This window comes from Haladaptatus sp. HS23 (assembly GCF_056892285.1).
Map to the genome: position 1 here is coordinate 52303 of NZ_JBXGLH010000007.1, position 25937 is coordinate 78239.

The window sequence follows — 25937 nt, forward strand, 5'->3', positions numbered from 1 at the left end:
CTGGGCGAAACTATACGGATAGCTATACAGATGGCTATCTACCCGGATATCTTTCTGGATATCTGATTGGGTTTCTACGAAGATACTTGCATGACTGCGGTGGATTCGACTGACTTCACGCTCCGTCTCTTCGTGAAACATGTGATTCGCTCCCGCTTCGTCTGGATTTCTGTTTATATTTCCGTATAGATATCTAGCTGGACATATATCCCGAAATATCCCCAAAAATCTGCCTGTATGGCTGTACCGCTTTCCGGTGCTCACGTTGGAAATCTATTCGGATATCTGGGTAGCTCTCTGGCAAGATATCTGAATATATCTCGGGCGAGACTCCCTCGATGGTCGTTACAGCCCGGCTTCCTCACCGACGTTCGACGCCGCCGCTCGCTCGAACACGAACTCGCTCGCGGCGGCGTCGAGTACGGCCGACCCGACGCTTTCGACGACGACGATTTCCGAATCGGAGTCCCGGACGGCCGCTCCGTCGAACACGTCGCCGAGCGGAACGAAGTCCTCGGCTTCGAGGTCGGTCGCCCGTACGTCCCCGATTTCGGCGACCTCCTCCGGCACGTCGGCGACCGTTTTATCCGCGCGGGAAAACGTCTCCCGGTCGAGTTCGCGCATCTCCTCGTTGTAGGCACCGATCGCGATAACTAGCGTTCCGGGGCGGAGTGCCTCGCCGGAAAAGACGGGAGTAGTCGCGGTCGTCGCGGTGACGACGACCGTCGAATCCACCACGGCGTCGTCCGCCGATTCGGCCGGCGTGGTCGGCACGCCGAGTTCCGATTCGAGCTCTTCTGCACACTCGTGCTTGGAATCGCTCGGCGAATAGACCCGAATCGATTCGACGTCCGTCGCGGTTGCGATACAGCGCGCTTGCCAACGGGCTTGCGTCCCCGCTCCGATGACGGCTAATTTCACCGGAGACGACGAGGCGAGTTCGGCGGCTGCGAGGCCGCCGATACAGCCCGTTCGCGCGTTCGTGATTCTCGTTCCGGCGATGACGGCGACGGGGAGTCCCGTTTCGGCGTCGGTCAGCGCGATCTGGGCATTGACCGTCGGAAGCCCGCGGTCGACGTTCCCTCCGTGGACCCCGACTAATTTCGTGGCGTAGTGGGGTGCACCGTGGATGTAGGCGGGCATGACGAGGCCGGTTCCGAGCGGGGCGTCGCCTTCGAGCCCCGCACCGACCGGAAAGTGGGGGCGGTCGGGTCGTTCGACGTCACCGCGTTCCTGTTTGACGAACGCATCACGGACGACGGGAAGCAGGGCGTCGATTTCGAGGAGCGACGCCACGTCGTCGTCGGAGAGGATTCGAACCATAGGGGGCATTGACGGCGAACGTTCTTATTTCCCGACGATGGAACCATTATCCCGGAGTCCGTTTCCGTAGCCATGCGAGTCATCGTGGTCGGTGGCGGAATCGTCGGCTGTTCGAGCGCGTACTATCTCTCGAAACGCGGGGCCGACGTGGTCCTCTGTGAACGCTCGAACATCGGCGCCGGAAGTACCGAACGTTCCGCTGGAGGCATCCGAGCACAGTTTTCGACGCCCGTCAACGTCGCACTCTCGCGGGCCAGCATGCGCGTGTGGGACCGGTTCGAGGAGGAGTTCGACGCCGACATCTCCCACAGACGCTCGGGGTATCTCTTTCTCGCCAGAGAGGAGGATTCTGCGGACGAACTCGCGGAGACGGTCGCGATGCAGAACGAGTGCGGCGTCCAAAGCGAGTTGCTCACCCCCGAGGAAGCGCGCGAGGTTTGTCCCGGCCTCTGCGCCGACCTGTTCCGCGCCGCGACGTACTCCCCGGACGACGGGTTCGCGGACCCGCATTTGGCGCTACAGGCGTTCGCCACCCGCGCCCGCGAGGTCGGTGCCGACATCCGAACCGGTGTCGAGGTGACGGGCGTCCTCGGCGATTCTACCGGAATCGAGGGCGTCGAGACGACCGACGGACCCATCCATGCCGATTTCGTCGTCAATGCCGCCGGACCGTGGGCGAGCAGGGTCGCCGCGATGGCAGGTCTCGACCTTCCGATTTCGCCCGAGCGTCGCCAGATGGCGGTCGTCGACCCGGAAACCTCCGTTGCCGAGTCGGTTCCGCTGACCATCGACCTCGATACGGGGTCGTACTTCCGCCCGGAACGCGAGGGTGCTGCGCTCGTCGGCGGCCATTTCGGCGGCGATACGACGGCCGACCCGAACGCCTACGACCGGACGACGGACCTCGACTGGACCATCGAGGCCGTGGAGAAGGCGGCGGAGTGGACGACTTACTTCGGTCCCGACTCCGAGATTCGCCGGGGATGGGCGGGTCTGTACGCCGTCACACCGGACCATCATCCCATCATCGAGGAAACGATTCCGGGATTCGTGAACGCCGTCGGCTTTTCGGGGCACGGCTTTCAGCACGCACCGGCGACCGGCCAACTGGTCACGGAAATCGTCTTCGACGGCGAGGCATCACTCGTGGACATCTCCGCGCTCGATTCCCATCGATTCGCGGAGGGGCGAACCGTCGACGAACGGAACGTCGCGTAAAACGGAACGCTCGCCGTCGCGTGAAAACCGACCGTCCCGCCGCGTCCCGGCATCCGTCTGATTTGCTGGCGCACATACAACTATTAGCGTCCCGCGGCAGGAAGTATTCGTGACTGATACGTTTCACCCCGACGATTTCTACGACCTGACGTTAGTGACCGACCTCGCGCTCTCGCCGGACGGCAACCGAATCGCCTTCGTCGCCGACGAGTTCGACCGGACGGAGGACGACCGACGAACGTCCCTGTTCGTCGTCCCGACGGACGGGAGCGACGACCCGTATCGGCTCTCGCGGGCGTCCGACGCCGGGTCGCCGAAGTGGTCTCCTGACGGGGAGAAACTCGGGTTCCTCGCCGCCCGCGAGGAAGACGTCACCCTTTCTGTGACGGCGACCGACGGGAACGATGAAGAGGACGATGAGGACGAAACGAGCGGCGCGGACGACGAACCCAACCCCCAACTCTGGCTGTTCGACATGGCTCGCGGCGGCGACGCCCGGCAAGTCACCGACCAGGAGGAAGGCGTCCGCGAGTTCGATTGGTCTCCCGACGGCGAACGACTCGCCATCTCATCGCGCGACCCGACCGAGGAGGAACGCGATTACCTCGCGGACCTCCGGGACGGCGGTCCCGTCGAAACCGAGCGACTGCAACATCGGTTCGACGGGAAGGGACTGTTAGACGACGTAACGACCTACCTGTTCGTCGTCGACGTCGAAACGCGCGAAACGCGCCGCCTCGACGACGCCTACGGCGGTGGGGCGTACGAACCGATGTTCGGTCTGCAACCGGCGTGGGGTGCCGACCGAATCGCGTTCCTTTCGAACCGCACCGACCGCCCGGACGATTCCGGCGTCATGGACGTGTACACCATCGCACCCGACGGGAGCGACCTGCGGAGGGTCACCGATTCGAACCTCGCCGCCGCGGGGCCGCGCTGGTCGCCCGACGGGTCGCGTCTCGCGTTCACCGTGGACGACCCGACGAACACGCACATTCCGACCCAGTTGTACGTCGCCGACGACGGTGACTATCGGTCGGTCACGGAATCGCTCGACCGGACCGTCGCACGGTCCGGGCGGTTTCGCTGGGAAGACGACGAGACGCTCCTCGTCGCCGTCGGGGACGAGGGGAGCACGCGCCTCGTTCGCTGTTCGGTCGACGAGGATTCGCCCGCGTTCACCTTCGACTCGCAGGGCGACTACCGAACCGTCCAGACCTTCGACTTCGCGGGCGAGACGGTCGCGTTCCTCCTGACCGACCCCGGAACAGTCGGCGACCTGTACGCGATGGACGCGGACGAACTTGACGCCGGGGAACCTGCTCGCGTGACGGCCTGTAACGCGGCGTTCGAGGAAACGCACGCCATGCCCGACTGTCGACGCGTCGTGTATCCGAACGAGTCCGGCGACGACATCGAGGGCATCGTCTACTATCCCTCGGACTTCGACCCGGAAGACCCCGACCCGAGGCCGCTAATCGTCAGTATTCACGGCGGTCCCGTCGCCTACGACGCGCCCGAGTTCTCGTTCGAGTACGCCTTTTGGGCCGACCGGGGATACGTCGTCTTCCGCCCCAACTACCGGGGAAGCAGTTCCTACGGTCGGGCGTTCAGTGAAGCCATCCGTGGCGATTGGGGCCCCCGAGAATCCGAGGACGTGCTCGCGGGTGTCGAGTATCTCGTCGAACAGGGGTGGGCCGACTCCGATCGAACCTTCGTCACCGGCCTCTCCTACGGCGGCATTACGACGGGCTATCTCGTGACGCGGACGAACCGCTTCGCCGCGGCCGCCGCCGAACACGGCATCTACGACCTCCGGTCTGCGTACGGAACCGACGACGCTCACATCTGGTGGGAAAACGACTTCGGCCTGCCGTGGGAGAACCCGGAAACCTACGATTCCTCCTCCAGCATCACGGACGTCGGCAACGTCGAGACGCCCCTGTTGGTCACGGCCGGTGGCGAGGACTGGCGCTGTCCGCCCTCGCAGTCCGAACAGCTCTATATCAGCGTCAAAAAGCAAGGCGTTCCCGCGAAACTGGTGGTTTACCCCGACGAACATCACAACATCGGCGACCCGGACAGGGCCGTACACCGCATCGAACAGCTGACGGAATGGTTCACAACTCACGACCCCGAACGGCCGTAATGGGACGTTAGCGGTTGAACGATTCCCATTTCCGATTAAACGGTCGCTCGCTTTATTCACTCGCTCGACTTACCCCTCTCCGGGGAAACACTGATGAGTGAAACAGAAGCGAGAGAAGGAACGTCTCGAAGTACCGACACCGACGAATCGGGACTGAAATGGCTGAGCGGTTTCGTATCGCTCGTGGGGGCGTGGATATTCATCTCCGCGTTCGTCTACCCATCGATGTCAATGACGAGTTACTGGAACAACCTCATCATCGGGGCGGCGATATTCCTCGTCGCGGGGTACAACTACTACCGCATGTCTCGAGGGATGTCGACGAGCGTGGGTAGTTCGTCGTTCGTCGCACTGTTGGGCCTCTGGATGATACTCGTGCCGTTCATCATGACGGCTTCGACGGCGTTCTGGAGCGACATCATCTCCGGCATCGTCGTGGCCATCATTGCCGGGTACAACGCCTACGCGGGCCGTGAGGAGAGAGCGGGCGCACCCGCCGGGACGGCTTAAAGCCGTTCCAGTTTGTCCAACCGGAACGACGCGAGATGGTATCGGGTGACGAGGACGGCGAATCCGACCATCACGATGGCAAACATCGCGTGGAACGAGAGTGCAGTCTGGTGTGAGTAGCCGTTCCACAACTGGGCGAGGCCTAACAACACTGGGCCGAAACTGAACAGCCCGGTCTGTACTGGCAGCTCGGAGAACAGTTCACGGAACGTAACGGGTGCTTCGTCGGTCATCAATCGGTTCTTGACGCCATTCGTGGCCCGGGCATCAATACCGTTTCGAAATCGTTTCCTACTCGTTTTCGTCCTCGTCTATCGGCCCGTACACGACTATCTCGCCGTCCGCCTCGATGAGTATCTCGCATCCTCGTGCGTTAAACGTAACATTTCCGTTCGTCCGCAGCGTCCCGTCGTGCTTCTGTCCGAAAATCGCATCTAACGCGTCGGGGTCGACGCTATCGTAGAGCCACGTTTGCTTTTCCTCCCCCTCTCCGACTATCTCCTCCACTCCTCTGATAACTCGTGTACTTGGGTCGTCGTTCCCTCCCGCGACTCGATATGCCTTTCGTCCGTCTCTGTCGAGTTCTGCCGCCCGTTCGGTAAGTCGATTCTCTTTCATGATATACCGCTCCACGCGTTCAGTTAGGGTGTTAAACTAATTACAGCAATAAAAGAACCTCGGTTGTATCTGAAACTAATATGACTCCGTAGTATCTCAGTACTCTGATTAAATATAAATCGGATATGTACCGCCGCAGGTGACTATTCCCACCAGCCCGTTCTCATCTCGACTCCGATTCTCGCTTTCTCCGTTCTACGACTGTCCCCCCCTCCACCAGCCCAACAGCAGGAGCGCGACCAACGCCACTGGCACCGTGAACCCGGGCAAGCTAGTGTTCCCCGACGGTGAACCCGTCCCGCCGGAGTCCGCGTTCGTCGTCGTGGATTTCTCCCCCGTAGTAGTCTCTTCCGTCGCGCTATCGTTCGTCGTTCCCGTCATCGAACCCGGCCCGAGTTCCAGCACCCATCCGTCCATGCCTTGAGCGCCGAACCCACCGGTTTGTCCCGCGAGGAGGTAGCCTCCATCGTGTGCCTGTACAGCGGGCCACGGTTTATCCCATTCCGTGCTTCCGTACGCCTTTTCCCACTGAAGGCTCCCGTCAGCGCCCGTTTTCACCACATAGCCGTCCGCACTCCCGATTCCACCGGTCAGCGTTCCTCCCGTGAACAGGTAGCCGCCGTCCTTCGTCGGCATCGCCGAGTCGAGCCAATCGACTTCCCCACCACCGAATCGCTTCTCCCAGTCCAATTTCCCGCTCGAATCATACCGGAACACCCAGCCGTCACGCGATTCGCCGCTTTCCGACTCGCCGGCCACGACGATCCCGCTTTCGTCACCCGTCGCCGCCCAGACGGCTTCCCGGTCCGACCCGCCGAGGGTACGTTGCCACTGTCGTTTCCCGCTGTTGTCGGCTCGGAGTATCCACGCGTCTTGGCTTCCGCTTTCGACTTCCCCTGCGACGAGGTATCCGTCAGCCGTCGAGACGACCGCTTTGAAACGTCCCGTACTCCCGTTTGGAGCCGCGTACGTTCGTTCCCACGCCTTCGACCCCGACGCGTCCTGTTTCAGCAGCCACCCGCCAACGCCGCTGTCCCCTTGGGTCCAGCCAGCGAGTACGTACCCGTTTCCGTCCTGCTCGACGCCGTAAAACGCGCCCGTTCCCGGCGTTCGCTCGTTCTGCGTTCGTCCGTCCGCGTCGAGTTCCAGCACCCATCCCATCGGGCTTCCGCCGCGGTCGGTTCGCCCGGCGACGACGGTTTTGTCTCCCGTAACGACGACGGAGTACAATCGGTCCGTTCCCGGTGTGGAGAACGTCCGTTCCCACTCCTTGTTTCCATCGCCGTCGATCTTCATCACCCACCCGTCGATTCCGGAGCTATCGCTCTCCTTTTCGCCCACGAGCACGTAGCCGCCGTCGTCCGTTCGTGCGATATCGTTGAAGATGTCGTCGCCGGACCCGCCATACGTCTTGTTCCAGCGTTCTTTCGGTTCCGAGTTCGACTGCGGTTCGGCCGCCACCACCGCCATCGCCCCGACTGCGGAGGCGACGAGCAGGGCGAATACGAGAGTCGTCGGGCGTCTCATGTGACCTCCGTCGGGAGACGCCCAGTTTGTTATACCTCTCCTGCACTCGAATCAGGCGGTAACTGTCCCTCGGTTGGCACTGCCTGTCCGGCCGGAACCCGAAGGTCTTCGTCGGTGGCCGGTTTCCGGAACGGCATGGTTCGAACCGCGATATATTTCGCCCTCGTCGGCATGCTCGCGTGGGGCGTCTGGGCGGTGTTTGCCGATTTCGCCACCCGAACGCTCGCACCCGAAGTGGCGATGGCCATCTCCTACACCGTGGGCGTCGGCGTCGCAATCGTATACATCACCGCCCAATCCGCCCCCCTCTCCCTATCGGGTTCGGGGGTCGCGTTCGCCGTCGCTGGCGGCCTGTTCTCCGGTATCGGTTCCATCAGCTACTAAGTGGCGCTTCACCGCGGCAATACCGCGGTCGCGACGACCGTTACCGCGCTCTATTTCGTCGTCGCCGCCACTCTCGGTGCGGTATTCCTCGGCGAATCGGTGGATATGCGGGACGTAGCGGGTATCGGCTTGGCGGCCGGTGTCGTCATTTTTTTGTCGCCGTGCGTTTTCAGAGAGATATATCGCATGCTGCTATACTCATCTATCGACACAGTAGATGATAATCACAGGGTCAGCACACATGATCTATGATAGAGATATCGTTAATCAAATGGAATACTCCGAAGTCAGTACAAATTTTGTCGAGAGAGCATCATTATCCAGTGTTTAATATCTTGAGAACATCTTAGAAATGAGGTTAAAATCGACTTTTAACGTAATCTGAAAGTCAAATTATTAATAATAAAAGTCAATATTTTTATCATAGGGGAAACTTTCTCCTCCATGTGCTCTGACGAATATCTGGATCCGTGGGATTACTTCATCGAGCAAAATATGTTCGACACAAGTGATGTTTCGTAGTTACCAACGGCCAGACATGCCGAGGAGTACGATGTTCCACTGTCCAAGATATAACAATCACTTGAATCAACCGCGCTCACCTCACCAGCTAACACGCCAACTCACAAGAATCAATTCACCACCCATGACCACTACTCGTCGCTACATTCGAATCGAACCAGCCCGTGAGCGTGTCACCCCCTCCGATATCATCTCTCGCCTCGCCGCCCTGCGTAAGCTCAAATCTGGCTGGAAGGTCAAATATGATCCGCGGAAAAATGCCCCGATGTTCGAATTCCTTGCACTCACACAGGGGAATCAAACGCCGGTACGCTTCTATCTCGGTGCCACTGATGAATCGCTCTTGTCGACAATCCGCTCGGAGTTAACTACTGCATATCCAGCGAGTTACAACCTGTCAGAGGAAGAACTCACGCTTCCCGAGGAACTTCTCGGGCCGTCCACAGAGAACACCGATACGGACGAAGATGAAGACTCAGCCGAGTCTCAGTCCATCGATGATGCGCGATCGGAACTGTTGACCAGACCACCAATTGCTGTCCGATGGCGGGGGATTGCAACGCGCACTGGCGACTGGATGACACCATTAAAACAGTATTCACAGCTCCACGCGACACATAAAGGTGACAATGCATCGGCGAAAGCCCCACTTGCAACGGCGGTCGAGCGGCTTGCGAACGCGAGTGCCCCCACCGTGTTGCAAGTACTCTTCACGCGGTATGCAGACTGGGAGGAAGCGGCCAACACTCGCAAGGAGAACATTCAGAAGAAACGTGATGGGATCGTCGAGTCCACGAGGACCAAGGTTCGAGATGCGCTTCGGGGCTATGATGAAGAAGAGATTCGTGATCGACGGCGTGGTCAAGATGCACCGCAGGTCGGGGAGAATATCGGCCAGTCACTACACACGCCGAGTAGTGGGACGGCCTCTCGCCTAACACTCATCGACCAGAAAAACCCGTCCCAGACGTTTCTGGTAAACATGCGTGCAGCGGGGATACCACCCGCGGACGCCACCGAGACGACGATCGGAACGGTGGAGAGTGAGGTCGACGCGCTTGTAAACGCGTTCAATCATCTCGAAGGAGCACACTATGAACTCGGCGGGAAGCGTCTCACGAAAGGATTGACCAATATTCGCGATCCGGCGAAGAAGGAGCTCAAACGGCTGCTCGATCGGTCACTCAAGATTTCACGCAACGGACGGACGCGCCCAGAGATTATTTTGAATGCAGACGAACTCGCCAATTTCGTGGCTGTACCGAGTGCCCATGGATTGACCACTGAGGGCGCTCGTGGGACTCGCGGCAAAGAGCGACTCCGCCAGCCGTTGTCACTGCCAGCACCGGAGATGTTAGACCGGTTATCAGCACCTGGAATGGCGATTGGTCTGCCGCTCAAAGATCGAAACCAACCCCTTGATGACGCGGTGTACGTCCACATATCGACGCTCGTCACCCACTATCTTCGCGCTGCCTCGACTGGCTCGGGGAAGTCGAAAAGCGTCTTGAATGATATGTTGACACTGAGTGAGCACGTCGGCGGGCCAACGGTGCTGCTCGAGTCGAAAGGCGATGGGATGGTTGAAAACTATCTGAAAGCCCGTTACGCGAAATTCGGCACGTTGGACAACGTCTATCACTTTGATGCGCCGGAGATGCTCCCAGCCTTCTCGTTTTTCGATATCCGTCCTAAGCTTGCGATGGGCCGCCGCCGTGAAGATGCAATACAGGATACCGTCGAGCACTTCCATGAAGTCATGCGGCTGATTCTCGGGACAGAAACGCACGGTCGAGCATTTGTCGCGAACGAGATCCTGACGTTCTTGATCAAAGCACTGTTTGACAAGGAGTACGGACAAGATGCGTTTAGTCTCGATACGCTCATTGAGGCTGTCTATCAGATGCACCATGAACGCATCATCCCGGAAATTTGTGCAGAGAATGCTCACATCGAGCGGGCATTACTCCAACAGTGTCAGCTGGACGAGGCGCAATTCCAGCAGTCAATGGGCGGGGCTGCGAATCGACTGAACAAACTGGTCGAACTTGAGCACCTCTACCAGATCTTCAATCACGTTTCCGAGTGGGACGACGAAGCCAACGAATACACTGAGAACGTCTTCGACTTTCGGCACTTTCTCGATGACGATGCAGTGATTCTGTTCGATATCGGTGAGTTGCGTACTGACTCGCGCAACGCGCTGACGATGGTTCTGTTGAGCAACCTCTGGGATGCGGCGCAGGGATGGTCCGATGAGAGCAGGACAGACGAGGAAGAACCAATGGCGAGTGACGAGAAGATTGCGAACGTCATCATTGAAGAAGCGGCAGCGGTTGCGACCTCCGAACTCGTCTATGAGGAGTTTTTGCCTCAAGGACGAGGATTCGGCGTGAGCCTTGGCCTGATTATGCAGTATCCCGATCAAGTGAACGATCACAGTCGGTCGAATCGACCGTACAAAGAGATTTTGAACAACGTGAAGACGAAAATCATCGGGAACATCGAGGTTGACGATGAGCTCGCGAAATCGATGGCACACGAGAATTTATCCAAACAAGATCTCAGCAAGCGGATACAACGGTTGCCGTCAGGCGAGTGGATCGTGCAACTCCCAAGTCCCGGCTTTGGCGAAACCGATCCGACGACATTCTCACTCGCACCCTTACCCATTCCAGAAGGGCATCCGGAAAGTGATGAGCCACTCGCCGGTGACGCACGCCACCTCTTCGAGGAGATGGCCCGTCCGCAGGTCAGACGACGAACCCAGACCAAATGCAGCATCCCCGATCGTCCGAGCAGAATCGGGCACGGGGATGCACGGGACACGCTTGCAGAGATGGGTGAGGAGGACACTGCAGAGACAGACGGGTCTCAAGAGCACACTGCCGTCACTGAAGCCGCCGACGGTGGCACTCCAGCCGAGACACCCTTCTTCGGTGGAAGCGATGTGAGTGACGCCACAGGCACAGCTGCAGACGGCGAGGTCGAATCGGACATAGAAGATACACCAGCCAGCGACCGACCGAGTGACGAACAGGATTTCGGACGCGCTTCCATGTTCGGCGCTCCGACGACGGAGCAGTCACCACCCGACGACCCACCGAACTCCACATCGTCCGAGCAGACAGAAACGGGTACCCAGAATGGACCTAGTAGCGAAGGAGAGGCGGGAACCACAGACGCAGACGAAGAGCCGAGAGACACGAAGAACACGGGAGACGGACCGGATGATGCTGCACTCTCCGAACACGTCCACTACGATACGGAGACCGATTGCTACGTCTGTGCTCTCTGTGGCACTGAGTATACAGACGCTGAAAAACGACGAGCGAGCGCTTGTTGTCAGTTTGCGTCGAAAGACGAGGTCTTCGTTGCCGCTCGTCGAGCGCACAAGACGACTGACTCCACGAGTGACTTTCTTGATCGACTCCGAAAAATCGCTGCCCATGCCGAAGACTACGGCATTGAAATCTCGCTCCAAGACTTTACATCGCTTGAGGTATCTGCCGCTGCACCGCCCACGGATGGTAACGAAGACGAATCAGAAGCCATCCTCGAAACGGAACAACCCCAATCGTCCGATGACGGCACAGCGACGCGCTTCAGTGACGCAACGACACATGTTCCAGACGCAACGCTTCGGGCAGAAGGAGTAATGCGTGATGAGGCAGCGTTTCTCGAGCTCGTACTGGATGCAATGAACCACCAGCTCGACGAGTATTCGCTCCAAGAGAGCATGACTGTGCTCGAAGAACCATTTGCTGATCTCGACGTCGAGGCACTCATAGAGAAAGGATTTCTCGAGGAACACCGCTCCTTCCGCCAGCAATACTACACCGTATTGCCAGCTGGGCGGCAGTTTCTGGATCGCTCGCTAGAGGCCGGTCCAGGTGTCGGCGATCTTGGTGAGAAAACGCCGCACAAGGCTGGAGTTGTCTTTCTCGACGCCTGGCTCACCCAACAAGAAGATGTCGCCCGCACGGAAGTCTACTATCAACACTGGGAGGATACAGTCTTCGACGTCGCTGGCTTCGACACCGCAGACGACCTCATCTGGGTCGGTGAGGTCGAAACCCCGAGCAATAATTCCGATGCGTTGGTTGCGGACTACGAGAAGCTAGCGAGCGTCGACGCCGCTGCCGTATGGGCCGGTGAAGATAAAGCATTCATCCTGGATGCAATCGAGACACTTACCGACACCGGGAAGGTCGATTTTTCGCTGAGTTCGACTCAACGACGGACGATTAGCTCGCTTCGTGCAGCGATCAGCGGATACGACGATCCGGGGATGACGGCACTCCACACGTTCCGAAGTCTCGAAGCGGAGGTCTTCGACTAACAATGCCCCCACCATGGCGACCCGCGATACGTGAGGACCTTCACACCTACTACACAGCGACGTTTCCCGAGTACGTCGACACGCTACCGTCATTCGTGACCGTCGATGGACCGAAGCAGTACGCCATCGCATTCCGCGAGCCATACCCGATCCGGAAGCAGCACGCCCCCGAGCGGTCGTTCATCCGCCGCGATACGTGGCAGACCAAGAGATCCAGCGACCGCACGAACCAGCAGTTCAATTCACAGGATCATCTCGTCGAGTTCGTCCAGTATCCCGCACGATACGACCCCGCTCAAGGGAGTGACTATGCACTCGCCGATCCGGATCTCCTCGAACGCCCAGAGCCACGTCCCGAGGCCGTCTACTATGCGCTCGATCACTGGGAGCGGCCGTGGGTGCTCGCTGTTGATATCGACGCAAAAGACATCGCAGCACAGCGCACTTCCCGTGAAAGCACCGCTGGTGAGACCGACGACGACGATGTCGAGACTGAAAAGCTTCGAGCAGCGGGTATTCTCGAGAGTGCACCCGAAGGCTACCCGTACGCGTTCACGGACATTGAGGACGCCCTGGAATACGGATTCATCGTTCAGGAAATCTTCGAGGACGACTTCGCGGCCACGGAGACGTTGGTGGTCTACTCGGGGCAAGGCAGTCATATCTACCTGCTCGATACCGACCATAAGCACCGCTACGACGAGCAAAGTCGCGAGGTGATCAACGACCTGCTGCTCGAAGAGTACGAGATTCCAATCGATCCCGTTGTCACGGCCGACCGCCGCAGGGTGATGCGCCTGCCATACTCACTCCACGCTGATATCTCGCGTGTCGTCCAACCTATTGACAGTCCGGATTTTGACTTTCGAACCGAGGCCGCCCCCAGTTTTCTCGAACCATGAGCCGGAAGACTCCACTGAACGACGAATACATGGCGTATCGAGTGGCAGCACTGCCCCGCGATGAAGGCCAGGTCCAACTCACACAACTGTTCGAACGTGGATATCAGCGGTGGACGGTCGATGATACGCAAGAAACTGAGAAACTGCTTGCAGATATCGAGCGGTTCACGTGCGATGCATTTGCGCCAAGTAAACGCCGGGAGGCCGCAGAGCGGCCCTATGTTAGTGATTCGGGAATGCTCGCCGTTCTTGCAACCCTTGGCGCGGTCTGTATCATGGACCACCCGAAACTCGAGGAGACACCCCCGCGTCACCTCGCACTCCTCGATGATTTGCGGGAACTCTATGTGAACAATATCGCCTCGCTCATTCGTGAGTATGATGATTTCACCCTTCACCAGGAGATCACCGAAATTCTCTATGCGAAAGAACCGAGTGAAGACGGCCCCCACTCGGGACGTGTCTGTACAGACATTACGACACGTCCAGAGTTCAGCGGAGGCTACTATCTTGAGATTCCACTTGTTGCTGCCTCACGGAAATGCTTGGCACGGACGGATCGTGATGGCGATCAACAAGGCGAGATCCAAGCACACGTCGCAGACAACCATCTGTACGTCCCTGTCTCGGATTTCATGCAGAAGTATCGGTCGTATGCCGAGGACGCGTTCTCACGGTTACTTGCGGCGCAGGAAGAGGCGCTCACGCCAGAGCAACGTAGCTGGCTCACCGCGAACGAGTCGGCGATTACCGACCGGATCGACCGATTCTTCGCCGCTGGGCAAACGCACCGGATCTGGCGGAACTGGAGCCGCCAGAAACAGCAACTCCGGACGATCATTAACGCTGTCCACGCGGTGGACGATGATGTTGCCCAACTCGGCCAGACACATACCGCACGCGAACTCTATGCCGCCCTCGAGGCGTACGACCCGGAGCGATCGTGGGAGCAACATGTGTGTGACTCTATATCGACGCCGCGCAGTCTCGGAACGATTCTCTCTACGAACCGAGATCATCCAAGCGTCACTGTCGAAAGCGATCGCTTGAACCAATATACGCTCCGTCAGTATAGCGACGGCGCACAACCGATCCACGTTGATGGTCTCGAGGATCTCTTCGAACTCCCCTGTCTAGCGGCGATGGATGAGCGGCTTCACGAGAAGAAACCCGTTCGGAAAGATCTCTACAATCTTGTGCGAATGGCGTGGTGGCTGCCCCAGTATCGAGACGCGAGTACAGCAGAATTCGTCAATGATATGAAAGAGGTGTTCGCCCGGTGGTCGTGGTATGATGAGGAGACTACGGAGTACCAGATTCGGTACGAACTCAACAATGATATTGGCGGTGAGATCCCCCTCCCAATGAATTGCTCGAATGATGATATGCAGCGCTATTGCATCGGGTGCGACCAATGTTCGTACTCGATCTATGGCAGTCTTCCATTTCCTGATGAGATGTATGATCAGTTTGAGAATCGGTCTGAAACTTCCCTCAACTAAGTCCATTTCATTCGATTGAATCACCCATTCTACCAGATTTCATAGTGTTATTCAACCTCGCTTTTTACTCCATCGAAACCCAGATTTTGCAAACACGATTTAACGGCTCTAACCCGAAAGAATGGCAGTTTCAGCGGTTTTAACCCTGAATTTTTCATATAGGATTTGTGATGCTTTTCATATAGCATGTCGAACATGAATGGACTTCAGACCTGATATGCTGATTTTGGCACATAGAGCCTCTCAAACACTATATTCATCATTTTGCGGTTCGATTTTGATTTGCAAACACGATTTTACGCCCTTAGAACAGCTTAATCCAGTTTGTATGACTTCTCCGCTAGTATCAAGGCTTTGCGTACCTCCAAAATCGTCCAAAGAAAGAGGGGGGTACGAAGAACAAACGGGACTAGCGCGACCGGGGGAAAGCAAGCGGAACAAGAAATCACAGTAAATTGCCGAATTATCAGCAATCTAGAAGAGGTGAGCCGAGAAATCTAGACGCTGAAAACGGAATAGCAATTCGACAGCACGGAAGAACAATGAGTAGTCAAACAGCGGATGGTACTGATGTGATAGTGACCACTGGATTCCCTCAATCGAGTTTTCAGAGTTTAGATGATTTGTGAAGAGTGCGTGTATTCACTGGCGGTCAATAGAGGATGCTATGAGAGAATAGATCGAGTGGTACTCGACTGGGAAACCAGTACGAAATCGCGACCTCTTCTCGTCTTCTATCAGAATAATTACCAGATATGGATGCACCTGAGAACAGACCCCAAAGCGTGAATTTTCACCGCACATTCAGACGCATTCGACGACACCGCAAATGAAGCTGATGAGTGAGATTCACAGAAAGCCCTTGACCGTTCGGCATCCCGCGGCCACGTGAGACTGCGTCTCGCTGGCCCTCGTTCACTACGGAAGACTCACTTCGTTCGTCTTCCGTGCTCCCGCTCGTTTCATTCGCGGGAACTTCGCTCACGAACCCCCTCCATTGCTATCGACTGACTGTCCAGAAAGAAGTGTAGGAAGCCAAGTATACTCCCTTGGAATCAGCGGTAGTCTGAAGTACATGGACTTCGGACTAGTAACTATGACTCAGACACCCGATTCCGGTCGGATCCTCCCAGATGGAGGCATTGACACGCTTGACCCACCAACTGACGCACTGAACGAGGAAACGCTTGCCCCGGAAGCACTCGCACAAAACGCACCCGGCTTAGAAACTGTCGTTGAACTCCTCAACCACCCAGCTCTCACCCGTGTTTATGTATACATCTGTTATTGGGGGGCCGTATCGCCACCGGAGGTGATGGACGGACTCGAGCTATCCAAATCGACGACGTACGAATATGTCGACCGGCTCGTGGCACTCGGTCTCGTAAAGCGTGATGAATCAACCCGTCCTCAGCAGTTGACTGCCGATCCGATTGTGCTCATCGAGAAGCACCTCCCGATCATCATTACGCCGACTGTGCTGCATGCCTTTGCACTGCAGGAAGTCGACGAAGATGTCGAATATTTCGTCGATCGATATGGGATCGGCAAGCTCGTCGCGGCGCTGCGCGGGGCTGGTCTACACTTCGCAGGGAAAACAACACAGCGGATGATTGGGAGTGATATCGATGTCCGTGAGACGGAAGCAATGCTCATCGTGTACGCTCTCGTGCCAGCCCTTGCTGTCGGCCGTGACCACGATCCCTACTTCGACTATCTGTTCCCAGATGTTCATGATGAGATAGACCTCCCTGATCTTGAGGAGATGGAGACGTCGCCGGTCGAACCGTCGCTGGACGACGAGTAAGCACGATAGATGAATCAAGATACGCTGCTGTCCCTAGAGACGGATGTCCTCGTCGATGCGAACATCTTTATCGCGATCGGACATCCAACAAACCCGCGGTACAAACGATTCCGACGAGCGGTGCAGACCGCTGGCGTCGTGCTCAAGCTACCTCATCGTGTTATTGGTGAGATTGGTGGGCCAGAGACAGATCGTGTCCGACGTGCTCTTGATGAGGGCTGGGCTGAGGTCATCGACGCCCCAGCACCAACGGACGGAGATGCCGTCGCAGCGAGCGATATCGCCAGACGAACGATTGCGAATGAGACTGGCCGACCGGAGCATGAGGTTGAGAAGGCGGATACGATTCTTGCAGGGTTGGCCATTCAATACCTTCGAGATCGGTCGACGGCCGGCGTTATTGTGCTTACCGATGATAAGCCAGCCAGGAAAGGTGTTGAACGGGCTGTTGGCGCACAAGGGTACACAGATGCGATCTCCGTGTACGGGATAGCAGATATCATCGGCGATGATCCCGGCGATTCACTGCGGCTGATTTGAGTGACTGTTATTGGGGGGATGCTAGCATTGAGATACTGTTCTCGATGTGATTGCAGCTGGAGAGTAGAATCAGGGTGGGGGAACATTATGTCTGCACACCAGGCGACAGGGAGGGGTTTGGAGTCGACAGTCATCGAATGAACAACAGACGATACTCGGCTAAGTATAGAGACGAATGCAGTGAGCGATTTTCCGCGGCCAATAGCCTCGAAAGCCCCCGCACGCTCGCCGGCTGCGTCTCGCTGCGCTCCTCACTCTGTTGCGGTGCTTACGTCGGCTCGCTCGACGAGCGCACGGCCCCTTTCAATCCCGCCCTATTCGGGTAGTCGAGATTTGGTGCTCACTGTTTAACTGGTGATTCGTGAACAGCCCGCCCCGCTCGCCGCGTTCCGCCCTCCGCGTCGCTCGCGACCGACCAGTCCGGGCATGCGGCCTCCGGCCGTTCCGGGCATCTGGTTTCGACGCCAGCACCAAGCACGCTGTCGGTTGCGTCTCCCGCTGGTCGACGGACACGAAACCGGCTTGTGTGCTGGCTGCTCGCGCCGGGCGGGTCGCCGCGCGGTGCTGGTTAGGTCCCTTCGAAAACGCGCGCTCGCTTCGCGCCCAGGGGGACGCTCGCGAAGGCGCAAGCGAGCGCGCAGGAGTCGGATTGAGTTGTGCAGTGTAGAGTTGTGACTCATATAGGAGCGAGTGTCGGAAAAGACGCGATAGGAGACGCGCCTTCGGACGAAATCACAGTGTGAGTGATTCCAATGAGTAGCAAACACACGATCGGTCAAATAGTTTCGGTTGACGAACAGGCGATTGAATGTGACGAAGCGGAACAATTCGAGGGTGTTACGGAAACACCCGAGCTGCGGCCATCGGTTGAGCAGACGATCCAAGGGAAAGTGGATACAAATCACCCGGATGGAGTTGGACGCGGACTGACGTTGGCGGCAGAAGAGCGGATGGTGGCACGAGAGACAGAAATCACACGAACACGTGAGCGATGGGATCGATCACAAGATTCGAAGCGAGAAGCGCAGTGTCGGCGAGCATCGAAAGCAGTGAGTCAAGAGCGGCGCTGTGCGTTCCAGGAGCGGGCGGCAAGCGTGGATCCGTGGTGCGACCCGGAGAGAGGAGATCCTCGTGAAGAGTTGGCTCAGGAGGAGTTGGCGGCAGTGAACAAACAGGCGATGCGGTTAGCGACAAAACTCGATGGGTGGTCGCGAGCAGCGATCAGTCGGCGATTAGCTGAACGCATCGTGGATGGAACAGGTGTGATGAGTGCAGTTGTGGGTGTGTACGAGGAATTGCGGACGGCCCCCGGTCAGATGATTCCGATTGCGGATGTGCAAGACGTGAATCGGAAGGAGGTAAGCATTGAGGGGCAAGTTACCCAGCTGTGGACTCCTGGCAGTCCAAAGATCCAGCAAGTTGGACTGATCGAAGACGAGAGTGGTCGTATCAAATTCACCGTGTGGCGAGCATCGCAGAAGACGATGGTTCGAGAGGGTGAAACCGTGCAGTTGCGGTCAGTCGCAAAGAACTGGTACGAGGGGCGTGTCTCGGTGGCAGTGACTGGCTGGAGCGGTATTCACAGTCTTGAGCGCGATCGTTGGTGGGAATAGTCGGGTAGCATGGGCTTCTTTTTTTATTGTGTACCGGACCGACCCAAGCCCCGCCGCCCCACCCTCCGCTCCGTGTTCGCTACGCTGTGCGCGCAGCCACAACCCTACACCTAGATGTTTCACGACATTTGAGCATCTCCCAACAATGCTCACTCTTGTGGATGCCATGCTCAAGAGGACTCAGGGCAGGGGAAGAAATCTTGTCAGGGGAGATGAGTTTTTGTGCCCCCGGAGGGGCGGAGGGTACAGAACGACGTGACCCCATGCAAGCATGTCCAAGGATACTACTCTCACAACCCGTGAGCGACTTCGCAGTCAAGTTCCAGAACGTCGCAGGACGGGAGGCACGCCAGATCACGGGGGTCGCCGTTATTCGGTCCGAACATCTTCACAGAACGATCAGAAACGGGACCGATAGCGGCGTGCTCGATCGACACGAGATCCGCTACACGATTGACTTCGACAGTACGTCGAAGGGTTGTCACCATCTCGGAGTTCGCTTCGTACGTAGTGACCGTCCCCTCAAAGTGCGTCATCCGTGCGGCAATAACGGTCGTAATTCCCCGTCCTCCACCGACGACGACGACATCATCGCCATGTTGGACGTGACGGCGTAATGCTGCGCTTGTGCCATCCTCAAATTCTGGCCAATAATCCCGCTCTTTCTCAGGTGTCACTGACGGAACTCCAACACCGTTATAGACGGTGGTTCGTGGTTCCACTCCTGCATCATCGTTCGACATCGGTCACGTGTCACGACGCCGGAAAAATAAGTCTATCTCTGGTGTGGGACACCGTCTGTATGTGGCGCCAAGGTCGAACAAGTAGCATGACCGATACGCGCCCTGTATGTAGCATAGGTGTAATGACTTCCCCAGCCGCTGTCAGAGATACTGTGCTGAATAGAGAGCGTGAATGAAGCAATTCTAAAACGAGACTTACTCCTCTGGACACGAGCCTTCTGTGTCCCCGTGCGCAAGATGTCGATCCACTGCCGTTGGCGGTACTTCTATCGTTGTTCCCTTGTGACAAACTTCGACTGTATTATGGCCGGGAGCGTCACCGCTCTTGCCCGGTGCCGGTTCACCAACAGTAACAGTAACAGACTTGGTACAAACGCCGTCTTCCTGAGGGACAACGGTACCCTGAACGGTATAACTTCCCGAAGAGGAGTAAGAATGTGGTAATGAAAAAGTATTATTACCTGGGTCTGTATCTGCAGTGACAACAGATGCACCATCCCCGAAATCAATTTTTAACAGGGGTGCAAGAGGAGTTTGACTAGACAGTGTTGCTGTAAGTTCTTCACCGGGAGCGACTGTCTGTGGTGAAACCGTTAGGTCACAAGAGATAACCTCTGCTTCTACAGATTCACTGATACTTATGCTACCCAGGGCCAATCCGCCAACAAGCGCGCCGGTCTTTCATCAGTACTTCTCGTCGTGGAATTTCGTTTGAGTCCCCCATCTGTCTACTGATTCAGGATGACTACCCTTTACTTAGTAATTAATGTGTTACCATTGATGGATACTGTGGTAACGCCCAATACCCTGTAGTTCGCACGCTCTCGATAATACCTTCTGTATTTGAGAGGAAACTCTTCGATCAATTCGCACCACGAACTCAACAACCAGTGGATGTGGGTTGAAAGAGATGCGCTCTCTATTCAGCAGCGTTACTGAAACTTGTCACCGATAGAGGATTTCAACAAGGTCGTTGCTCAGTGTTTCTCAACCAAATGATGCCAAACTGGACTCGGTATATTGCCCTAACTCCTCCTCAATGTCCGACTCACGCCACCCAAGCGGCGATACCACACTCGCCGCAGCACGAACCAACAACTCCCGATAGAACCTGACATCATACTCGTCTAACTCCTCACTCGCCAACATCACCCGCTCTCGCGAGCCCTTCCCGTCATCCACCACCACATACGACACGCTCTGCCCTGGCGCACGCGCTAACCCCAAATCCGCTGCCCGCTCTAGTGCCGCCACACTTCGTGTCGATTGTGTGTAGTCTTCCTTCTTCTTCGAAACCCGATTCGTGATTATCAACTCATTCGGATCGACCGCCCCACGGCTGCACTTCCTTACAAACCGCCGCTGGATCTCGATACGCATCCACCGCTTGAATCAGCGCTTTCTGTGTATCATCGATATTAAACCACTTGTCGATCCCTTCTGATTATCGACTCGGTATCGAAACGACAAGAGCCGTCTATGTGGCGGCGTCAATAGCGTTCTCAAGATCAGCAATGATCTGTCCAGGATCTTCAATACCCACAGAAAGGCGAACAAGATCATCAGTGACGCCGGAAGCAGCCTGTTCAGTGTCTGTAAGCTGTTGATGGGTTGTACTAGCTGGATGAATGATGAGTGTCTTTGCATCACCGACATTAGCGAGCAAGCTTGCCAGCTCTGTCGATTCAACGGTTTTTCGCGCAGCGTCGTATCCATCCGCGAGACCGAAAGTGATCATGCCACCATAGCCATCCTCGAGGTATTTGCTGGCCGTTTCATGCGTTTCGTGGGAGGTTAGCCCGGGGTAGTTCACCCACGCAACATCCTCATGGTCTTGGAGATATTCGGCTACTGCCATTGCATTCTCGCAGTGACGATCCATCCGAAGGGAAAGCGTTTCAAGTCCCTGTAGGGTTTGCCAAGCATCGAAGGGCGCTTGTTGGTTCCCAAGATCGCGGAGTCCGCGGGCAATCGCAGCGTATGTGAACGCCTCATCTCCAAATTTTTCCGCGAAGTTGACACCATGATATGCAGGGTTATCTTGAGCAATCTCACTATATTTCTCTGGGTAATCGCTCCAAGGGAATGAGCCACCATCAACAATCACGCCACCAATGGTAGTACCGGAGCCGTGAAGCCATTTTGTGGTCGAGTTCCAGACAAGATCCGCGCCATGTTCGAGTGGACGACAGAGGTAGGGTGTCGCAAAGGTATTATCGACGAGTAAGGGAACGCCGTGGTCGTGAGCGATATCGGCGATTTGCTGGATATCAGGTGTATCGAGGGCTGGATTCCCGATCGTCTCAAGATGGACATAGGCAGTATCGTCGTCGATGGCCTCATCGTATGCCTGATAGTCGAGTGTGTCCACGAATTTGGCTGTGACACCTCGGCGTTCGATTGAATGGGTGAAGTACGTGTATGTACCTCCGTATAATGAGGAGGCTGTGACGATATTGTCGCCAGCTTCTGCCAGTAGGAACGTTGCGAGGTTCAGCGCAGCCATCCCAGATGCAGTGACAACACCCCCGACACCGCCTTCAAGAGCGGCAAGTCGGTCTTGTAGTGTCTCAAGGGTCGGATTCATCAATCGAGAATAAATATAGCCGGGCTTTTCGAGCGCAAACTGGGTTGCTGCATCTTCGGCATCTTCGAAAACGTAGGAAGTGGTTTGGTAGAGTGGTGGTGCTCGTGCCCCAGTCACAGGATCAGGGTCTTGACCGGCGTGCAGTGAGTCAGTAGCGAATGAACTATCAGTAGAATCGTCGCTCATGCATTCCCAAAAGAGATCTGGGATATTATGTGGATGTATTAAGGGAAAGCTTGCCGAAATCGTTGACAACATTGTGAGCTGCCAACCGGAGTCACCAACTCATTCGGATCAACCATTCCACGCTCAAGCCAATCAATCCACGACTGCAATTCCTCACAAACCCCTCCGGGTCACGATACTCATCGACTGCTCGAATCAACGCTTTCTGCGCATCGTCGATATACGACGGCGAACTTCGCTGGCGACACTCGATGCCCCGATATTTATACACGTTCTTACCTGCAACCTTCCCGAAGTACTTCGTCAAAGCACCAGCATCCGAATCACGTAATGGCACAAACGCTATCCAGTCGTAGTGCGCTTCGTGCTCAAGCCGAATCTCTACCTCTTCAGAAATCTCCGAGACAAGCTCCGAAAACGACGTCTGTTCCCCGCCTTCGATCGGTGTCACCCACACGCTATCGACGATGCCATGCACAATGCGCCAGCCATGCTCCTCAAGCACTGCCTTCGTCTCCAAGAGAATCTCCCTCGCGAACGCATTAATCGCCTCGGGACTCAAGAGAAACCAATCAACGGGGGCGGTAGGTACGAGCGCGGTTCTTTCCCTCGGCAATCACGAGCCGATAGTGCTCCATTTTCTTCAAATGATTCCGAACCGTCCGATTCGTTTTCGGCTCGTCGACACGCTCTTGGTACGCCTCGTACAATTCGCCTGGGTCAAGTTTCCCCTGTTCGTCCAAAATCTCATAGAGGACGCGCTGATGGGGGTTGAGTTGGTCAATAGTTTTCTGGCGAACTTCGTGACGACCATCGGGTACTGCCTCGTGTACGATGTCGGTTGTGATGTGGTCTGTTCCTGACTGATCTGCACGCCGGGCGGCGTTTCTGAGAATGCCAATCGCAACTCGTGCATCCCCGGCAGCGGCATCAGCAATCAGGGATAATTGCTCGTTTCCAATTGTCCCTTCCGAAAGACCACAGTGAACGCGAGCGGAAAGGATCGCGACGAGTTCCTCAAGGTGGTACTTTTCGAAGGGGATGCGAACGCAGGTCTGCAACCGACTGGTCAGGCGATCATCGAGCTGGCTGAATACGTCTTCTTCTCGGTTCGAAATGAGAATCATCGTGATGTTCGGCATCCGATACAGATCATACAGGATGCTCTTGTCTTCGAGTTGATCAACCTCGTCAAGAATGGCAACAAACTGCGGGCCGTCATATCCTTGGAGCCTGTCGAGGAGTTCGTCTTTCGGCGTTGATCGACGATGAATGTCGACCGTGTTGCCGATGCCCTCCAGAATTCGATAGAGCACCTGGAATCGCGTATACTCTTGCCAGCAATTGACGTACTGCATGTTGATATCGAGGATATTCTCACGCAAGCGTTCGACCGTATAGTTGGCGAGACACGTCTTTCCTGCACCAGACGGCCCGAGCAAAAGCGACGTTTCACCGGGCTGGCCGTCCATAATCGGCTTGAGTGTGTTCGAGAGTGCGTTGATCTCTTGGTTGCGATGCTCGATCTCATTGGGAATGAACTGTGGTTGGAGGACCCGAGCATCTTGAATCATCGTTTGACAGCATGATTCTATGCTTACGATGATAAACGGAAGTGGGTGGTTTCCGATTCTTCCAATACGTATGGATGAGAGTACTACAGGGAGTTTTTTCGCCCCCTGAGGGGTGCGAGGCGTTCTAGAAGGAGCGTCTCGATGAGGAATGATTTCGATGATACGCAGCGACAGCTACGCAACCGGCTTCGACGAAGACGTACCGAGCGAACCAACTACCGGATGTCCCGAATGTGACGGCCTGGTCACCACCAACGTGATTGAAACAGTCTGTGAGGATTGTGGCATTGTCATCGACCAACGAGCCAATCACAAACCAGAGTTCGCATGAAAGACCTCCTGATGCAACTCACTGGCCGATCACACAGCACTGTCATTGCTGAGTGCCGCCAATGTGGAACCACGGTCGAGGTCGAAACGAGCGAGTGTCCGGAATGCAACCATGACGGAATCGCGATTTACCGATTCAATTGATCGACCTAATTTCCTTTCGACCCTCGCTACGAGAGATCCCGTGCTACAGCGTCGAGAGCGTGTTTTTGTTGCCCCCGAGGGGTGCGGGGCACACTGCGTGCCTCGTGGAGCGAGTATGTCCAGTAACAACGTCCTATCCCAATTGACGTTCACGAAGCGAGTTGCAAAGCGCGCCCAGTACGAAGCCTTCGAATTTTCACTCAAAACGAGGGGTGTTCTCGTTCGCAATACGAGTCACGCGAATCCGGCCGATCATGAATATCTCGTCACCGTTCGCGACGGGATACCGATTGCCTGTGAGTGTCCTGCAGATACTCGGTACGAAGGAGCATGCAAACATCGGATTGGCATCGCAATTCGAACCCCACTCCTGCAAGCGGCGACAGACAACTCCCTCGTTGCAGACGGCGGGACACAAATCGAGAAGGAATCTGAAATCCATGTAGAAGACAGTGACACGGATCAGCCAGCAGACTGTGACTGCGATGGGCTTGGTGGCTTTCCATGTTGGCCCTGTGTGCGATCCGGGCGTCACGATCTCCCGGAAAAGTAGGGCGAATCACGTGTGAATCTGCTCCTCTCGCAGAGTGATTTTATTAGCGCCGGCGATGGGTGCCGGCGCACAAACGAGGTGTTGTGTGATAGAGTTGTGTCGAACCACTGTGTCGGCGAGGTGACCATATGCACCAAGTAATTTACGCACTCGTAGAAGCATCGACTAAAGATACTGCACTTGCATCCGGAAAAGCGGCGTTCGACCGATTGATCGGCGCTGGTCCTGACAATGCTGCAATCTTTGACTACTACGTGACATTCGATGATGAGCGGTCATCCGTCGCAGGCAAGGCTCGGTGGGACGACCTTCCGGTCGTCGCACCAGTCGACTCAGACGACGGCGAAAAACTCTTAGAACGTGACTGGGAGGCAACCAGACAGGAGTTCGAACGGAATCTCGAACGAGTGAGAACGGCGGTCACCGAGTTCAGTGACGATGAACTCATGCACGACAAAGATCTCGCCCGCCACGCTTGTTACAATCTCGGCGCGTATCGTGGCCCGTCGCTCTACCTATACACTGAATTCGGCGATGCGATTCGCAATCGTGAACACCTCGAGCATGTGCTCACTGCTGACGAGCAGTTGTGGATCATCCCGGCGGACGTCCACTACTGAGCAAACAATTGCAGCGAATTTTCATCCCATGAGTGTCTAACAGAGCTATCCTTTTTGCTTGGTTGAGAAGCATTAGAGTGGTTTGTCGCTCCTTGGAAGGTGTAGCAGAGCATCCGAATGAACGTCCCCTGCATCGCTCCTGCATGGTTGTGACTATTCGACGGGATTCACTTCATGAGGAAAGAGACTCCAGTCTCCGTAATTCAGGTAAACGACGGAGAAGATACGTTACTCTTGGTCCGA

The 25937-nt window shown here is 56.4% G+C and carries 21 protein-coding genes and 1 pseudogene; 14 read left to right on the top strand and 8 right to left on the bottom strand.

The window, feature by feature from the left end; genetic code table 11:
- Positions 1-345: 345 nt before the first annotated feature.
- A complete protein-coding gene (locus AC1XDK_RS18360) occupies positions 346-1323 on the bottom strand; it encodes an ornithine cyclodeaminase family protein (RefSeq protein WP_483351416.1) in 978 nt (325 codons plus the stop codon).
- 72 nt (positions 1324-1395) lie between these two features.
- Between AC1XDK_RS18360 and AC1XDK_RS18365 the strand changes: the two genes are divergently transcribed.
- From AC1XDK_RS18365 to AC1XDK_RS18375, 3 genes are all read left to right on the top strand, one after another.
- The gene (locus AC1XDK_RS18365) at positions 1396-2541 is read left to right on the top strand and encodes an NAD(P)/FAD-dependent oxidoreductase (RefSeq protein WP_483351417.1); all 1146 of its coding nucleotides are present in this window, start codon (positions 1396-1398) and stop codon (positions 2539-2541) included.
- Positions 2542-2650: 109 nt separating this feature from the next.
- Positions 2651-4690 carry a S9 family peptidase gene (locus AC1XDK_RS18370; protein ID WP_483351418.1) on the top strand — a complete coding sequence of 680 codons (2040 nt, stop codon included), beginning with the start codon at positions 2651-2653 and terminating at the stop codon, positions 4688-4690.
- Positions 4691-4783: 93 nt separating this feature from the next.
- Positions 4784-5200, top strand: a complete 417-nt coding sequence (locus AC1XDK_RS18375; protein ID WP_483351419.1) for an SPW repeat domain-containing protein — start codon at positions 4784-4786, stop codon at positions 5198-5200.
- Here AC1XDK_RS18375 and AC1XDK_RS18380 read toward each other — a convergent pair.
- From AC1XDK_RS18380 to AC1XDK_RS18390, 3 genes are all read right to left on the bottom strand, one after another.
- On the bottom strand, positions 5197-5433 hold the full coding sequence (locus AC1XDK_RS18380; RefSeq protein ID WP_483351420.1) for a hypothetical protein: 237 nt from the start codon (positions 5431-5433) through the stop codon (positions 5197-5199). The two genes, AC1XDK_RS18375 and AC1XDK_RS18380, sit on opposite strands and share 4 nt — an antisense overlap.
- 58 nt (positions 5434-5491) lie before the next feature.
- Complete coding sequence (locus tag AC1XDK_RS18385) at positions 5492-5818, bottom strand: HalOD1 output domain-containing protein (protein WP_483351421.1); 327 nt, start codon at positions 5816-5818, stop codon at positions 5492-5494.
- 195 nt (positions 5819-6013) lie between these two features.
- Complete coding sequence (locus AC1XDK_RS18390; RefSeq protein WP_483351422.1) at positions 6014-7345, bottom strand: hypothetical protein; 1332 nt, start codon at positions 7343-7345, stop codon at positions 6014-6016.
- A 135-nt stretch (positions 7346-7480) separates the two neighbouring features.
- On the opposite strand from AC1XDK_RS18390, the gene AC1XDK_RS18395 reads away from it, so the two are divergent.
- From AC1XDK_RS18395 to AC1XDK_RS18430, 8 genes are all read left to right on the top strand, one after another.
- Complete coding sequence (locus AC1XDK_RS18395; protein ID WP_483351423.1) at positions 7481-7729, top strand: hypothetical protein; 249 nt, start codon at positions 7481-7483, stop codon at positions 7727-7729.
- A gap of 646 nt (positions 7730-8375) precedes the next feature.
- Entirely contained in the window at positions 8376-12593 is a 4218-nt protein-coding gene (locus AC1XDK_RS18400) for a hypothetical protein (protein ID WP_483351424.1), read from the top strand.
- Between the two features lie 2 nt (positions 12594-12595).
- Positions 12596-13495, top strand: coding sequence for a bifunctional DNA primase/polymerase (locus AC1XDK_RS18405; RefSeq protein WP_483351425.1), 900 nt, complete (start codon positions 12596-12598; stop codon positions 13493-13495).
- Positions 13492-14997 (top strand): primase-associated protein, encoded by a 1506-nt coding sequence (locus AC1XDK_RS18410; RefSeq protein WP_483351426.1) that lies wholly within the window; start codon positions 13492-13494, stop codon positions 14995-14997. The genes AC1XDK_RS18405 and AC1XDK_RS18410 overlap by 4 nt, the downstream gene beginning before the upstream one ends.
- Before the next feature lie 1075 nt (positions 14998-16072).
- Positions 16073-16804: a DUF7437 domain-containing protein gene (locus AC1XDK_RS18415; protein ID WP_483351427.1), complete on the top strand. Its 732-nt coding sequence runs from the start codon at positions 16073-16075 to the stop codon at positions 16802-16804.
- A 9-nt stretch (positions 16805-16813) separates the two neighbouring features.
- Positions 16814-17344 carry a PIN domain-containing protein gene (locus AC1XDK_RS18420; protein ID WP_483351428.1) on the top strand — a complete coding sequence of 177 codons (531 nt, stop codon included), beginning with the start codon at positions 16814-16816 and terminating at the stop codon, positions 17342-17344.
- A 752-nt stretch (positions 17345-18096) separates the two neighbouring features.
- On the top strand, positions 18097-18957 hold the full coding sequence (locus AC1XDK_RS18425; protein WP_483351429.1) for a DNA-binding protein: 861 nt from the start codon (positions 18097-18099) through the stop codon (positions 18955-18957).
- 263 nt (positions 18958-19220) lie between these two features.
- A complete protein-coding gene (locus tag AC1XDK_RS18430; RefSeq protein ID WP_483351430.1) occupies positions 19221-19574 on the top strand; it encodes a hypothetical protein in 354 nt (117 codons plus the stop codon).
- Between the two features lie 1113 nt (positions 19575-20687).
- On the opposite strand, the gene AC1XDK_RS18435 is transcribed toward AC1XDK_RS18430, so the two are convergent.
- The 4 genes from AC1XDK_RS18435 to AC1XDK_RS18450 form a co-directional block, all read right to left on the bottom strand.
- Positions 20688-21080, bottom strand: coding sequence for a hypothetical protein (locus AC1XDK_RS18435; protein ID WP_483351431.1), 393 nt, complete (start codon positions 21078-21080; stop codon positions 20688-20690).
- Positions 21081-21177: 97 nt separating this feature from the next.
- Positions 21178-22473, bottom strand: coding sequence for an O-acetylhomoserine aminocarboxypropyltransferase/cysteine synthase family protein (locus tag AC1XDK_RS18440; protein WP_483351432.1), 1296 nt, complete (start codon positions 22471-22473; stop codon positions 21178-21180).
- Positions 22474-22564: 91 nt separating this feature from the next.
- Positions 22565-22993: a hypothetical protein gene (locus AC1XDK_RS18445; RefSeq protein ID WP_483351433.1), complete on the bottom strand. Its 429-nt coding sequence runs from the start codon at positions 22991-22993 to the stop codon at positions 22565-22567.
- A 52-nt stretch (positions 22994-23045) separates the two neighbouring features.
- The gene (locus AC1XDK_RS18450) at positions 23046-24047 is read right to left on the bottom strand and encodes a Cdc6/Cdc18 family protein (protein WP_483351434.1); all 1002 of its coding nucleotides are present in this window, start codon (positions 24045-24047) and stop codon (positions 23046-23048) included.
- 157 nt (positions 24048-24204) lie between these two features.
- Here AC1XDK_RS18450 and AC1XDK_RS18455 point away from each other — a divergent pair.
- From AC1XDK_RS18455 to AC1XDK_RS18465, 3 genes and pseudogenes are all read left to right on the top strand, one after another.
- Positions 24205-24372 (top strand): annotated as a pseudogene (locus AC1XDK_RS18455) (transcription initiation factor IIB family protein); the annotation flags it as partial.
- 264 nt (positions 24373-24636) lie between these two features.
- Positions 24637-25074 carry an SWIM zinc finger family protein gene (locus tag AC1XDK_RS18460; RefSeq protein WP_483351435.1) on the top strand — a complete coding sequence of 146 codons (438 nt, stop codon included), beginning with the start codon at positions 24637-24639 and terminating at the stop codon, positions 25072-25074.
- 128 nt (positions 25075-25202) lie between these two features.
- On the top strand, positions 25203-25694 hold the full coding sequence (locus AC1XDK_RS18465) for a DUF7995 family protein (protein WP_483351436.1): 492 nt from the start codon (positions 25203-25205) through the stop codon (positions 25692-25694).
- Positions 25695-25937: the final 243 nt, after the last annotated feature.

Coding starts and splice junctions, on each gene's coding strand:
- AC1XDK_RS18360 (WP_483351416.1), bottom strand. CDS start 1,323: ATGGTTCGAATCCTCTCCGACGACGACGTGGCGTCGCTCCTCGAAATC.
- AC1XDK_RS18365 (WP_483351417.1), top strand. CDS start 1,396: ATGCGAGTCATCGTGGTCGGTGGCGGAATCGTCGGCTGTTCGAGCGCG.
- AC1XDK_RS18375 (WP_483351419.1), top strand. CDS start 4,784: ATGAGTGAAACAGAAGCGAGAGAAGGAACGTCTCGAAGTACCGACACC.
- AC1XDK_RS18380 (WP_483351420.1), bottom strand. CDS start 5,433: ATGACCGACGAAGCACCCGTTACGTTCCGTGAACTGTTCTCCGAGCTG.
- AC1XDK_RS18385 (WP_483351421.1), bottom strand. CDS start 5,818: ATGAAAGAGAATCGACTTACCGAACGGGCGGCAGAACTCGACAGAGAC.
- AC1XDK_RS18390 (WP_483351422.1), bottom strand. CDS start 7,345: ATGAGACGCCCGACGACTCTCGTATTCGCCCTGCTCGTCGCCTCCGCA.
- AC1XDK_RS18395 (WP_483351423.1), top strand. CDS start 7,481: ATGGTTCGAACCGCGATATATTTCGCCCTCGTCGGCATGCTCGCGTGG.
- AC1XDK_RS18400 (WP_483351424.1), top strand. CDS start 8,376: ATGACCACTACTCGTCGCTACATTCGAATCGAACCAGCCCGTGAGCGT.
- AC1XDK_RS18405 (WP_483351425.1), top strand. CDS start 12,596: ATGCCCCCACCATGGCGACCCGCGATACGTGAGGACCTTCACACCTAC.
- AC1XDK_RS18410 (WP_483351426.1), top strand. CDS start 13,492: ATGAGCCGGAAGACTCCACTGAACGACGAATACATGGCGTATCGAGTG.
- AC1XDK_RS18415 (WP_483351427.1), top strand. CDS start 16,073: ATGGACTTCGGACTAGTAACTATGACTCAGACACCCGATTCCGGTCGG.
- AC1XDK_RS18420 (WP_483351428.1), top strand. CDS start 16,814: ATGAATCAAGATACGCTGCTGTCCCTAGAGACGGATGTCCTCGTCGAT.
- AC1XDK_RS18425 (WP_483351429.1), top strand. CDS start 18,097: ATGAGTAGCAAACACACGATCGGTCAAATAGTTTCGGTTGACGAACAG.
- AC1XDK_RS18430 (WP_483351430.1), top strand. CDS start 19,221: ATGCAAGCATGTCCAAGGATACTACTCTCACAACCCGTGAGCGACTTC.
- AC1XDK_RS18435 (WP_483351431.1), bottom strand. CDS start 21,080: ATGCGTATCGAGATCCAGCGGCGGTTTGTAAGGAAGTGCAGCCGTGGG.
- AC1XDK_RS18440 (WP_483351432.1), bottom strand. CDS start 22,473: ATGAGCGACGATTCTACTGATAGTTCATTCGCTACTGACTCACTGCAC.
- AC1XDK_RS18450 (WP_483351434.1), bottom strand. CDS start 24,047: ATGATTCAAGATGCTCGGGTCCTCCAACCACAGTTCATTCCCAATGAG.
- AC1XDK_RS18460 (WP_483351435.1), top strand. CDS start 24,637: ATGTCCAGTAACAACGTCCTATCCCAATTGACGTTCACGAAGCGAGTT.
- AC1XDK_RS18465 (WP_483351436.1), top strand. CDS start 25,203: ATGCACCAAGTAATTTACGCACTCGTAGAAGCATCGACTAAAGATACT.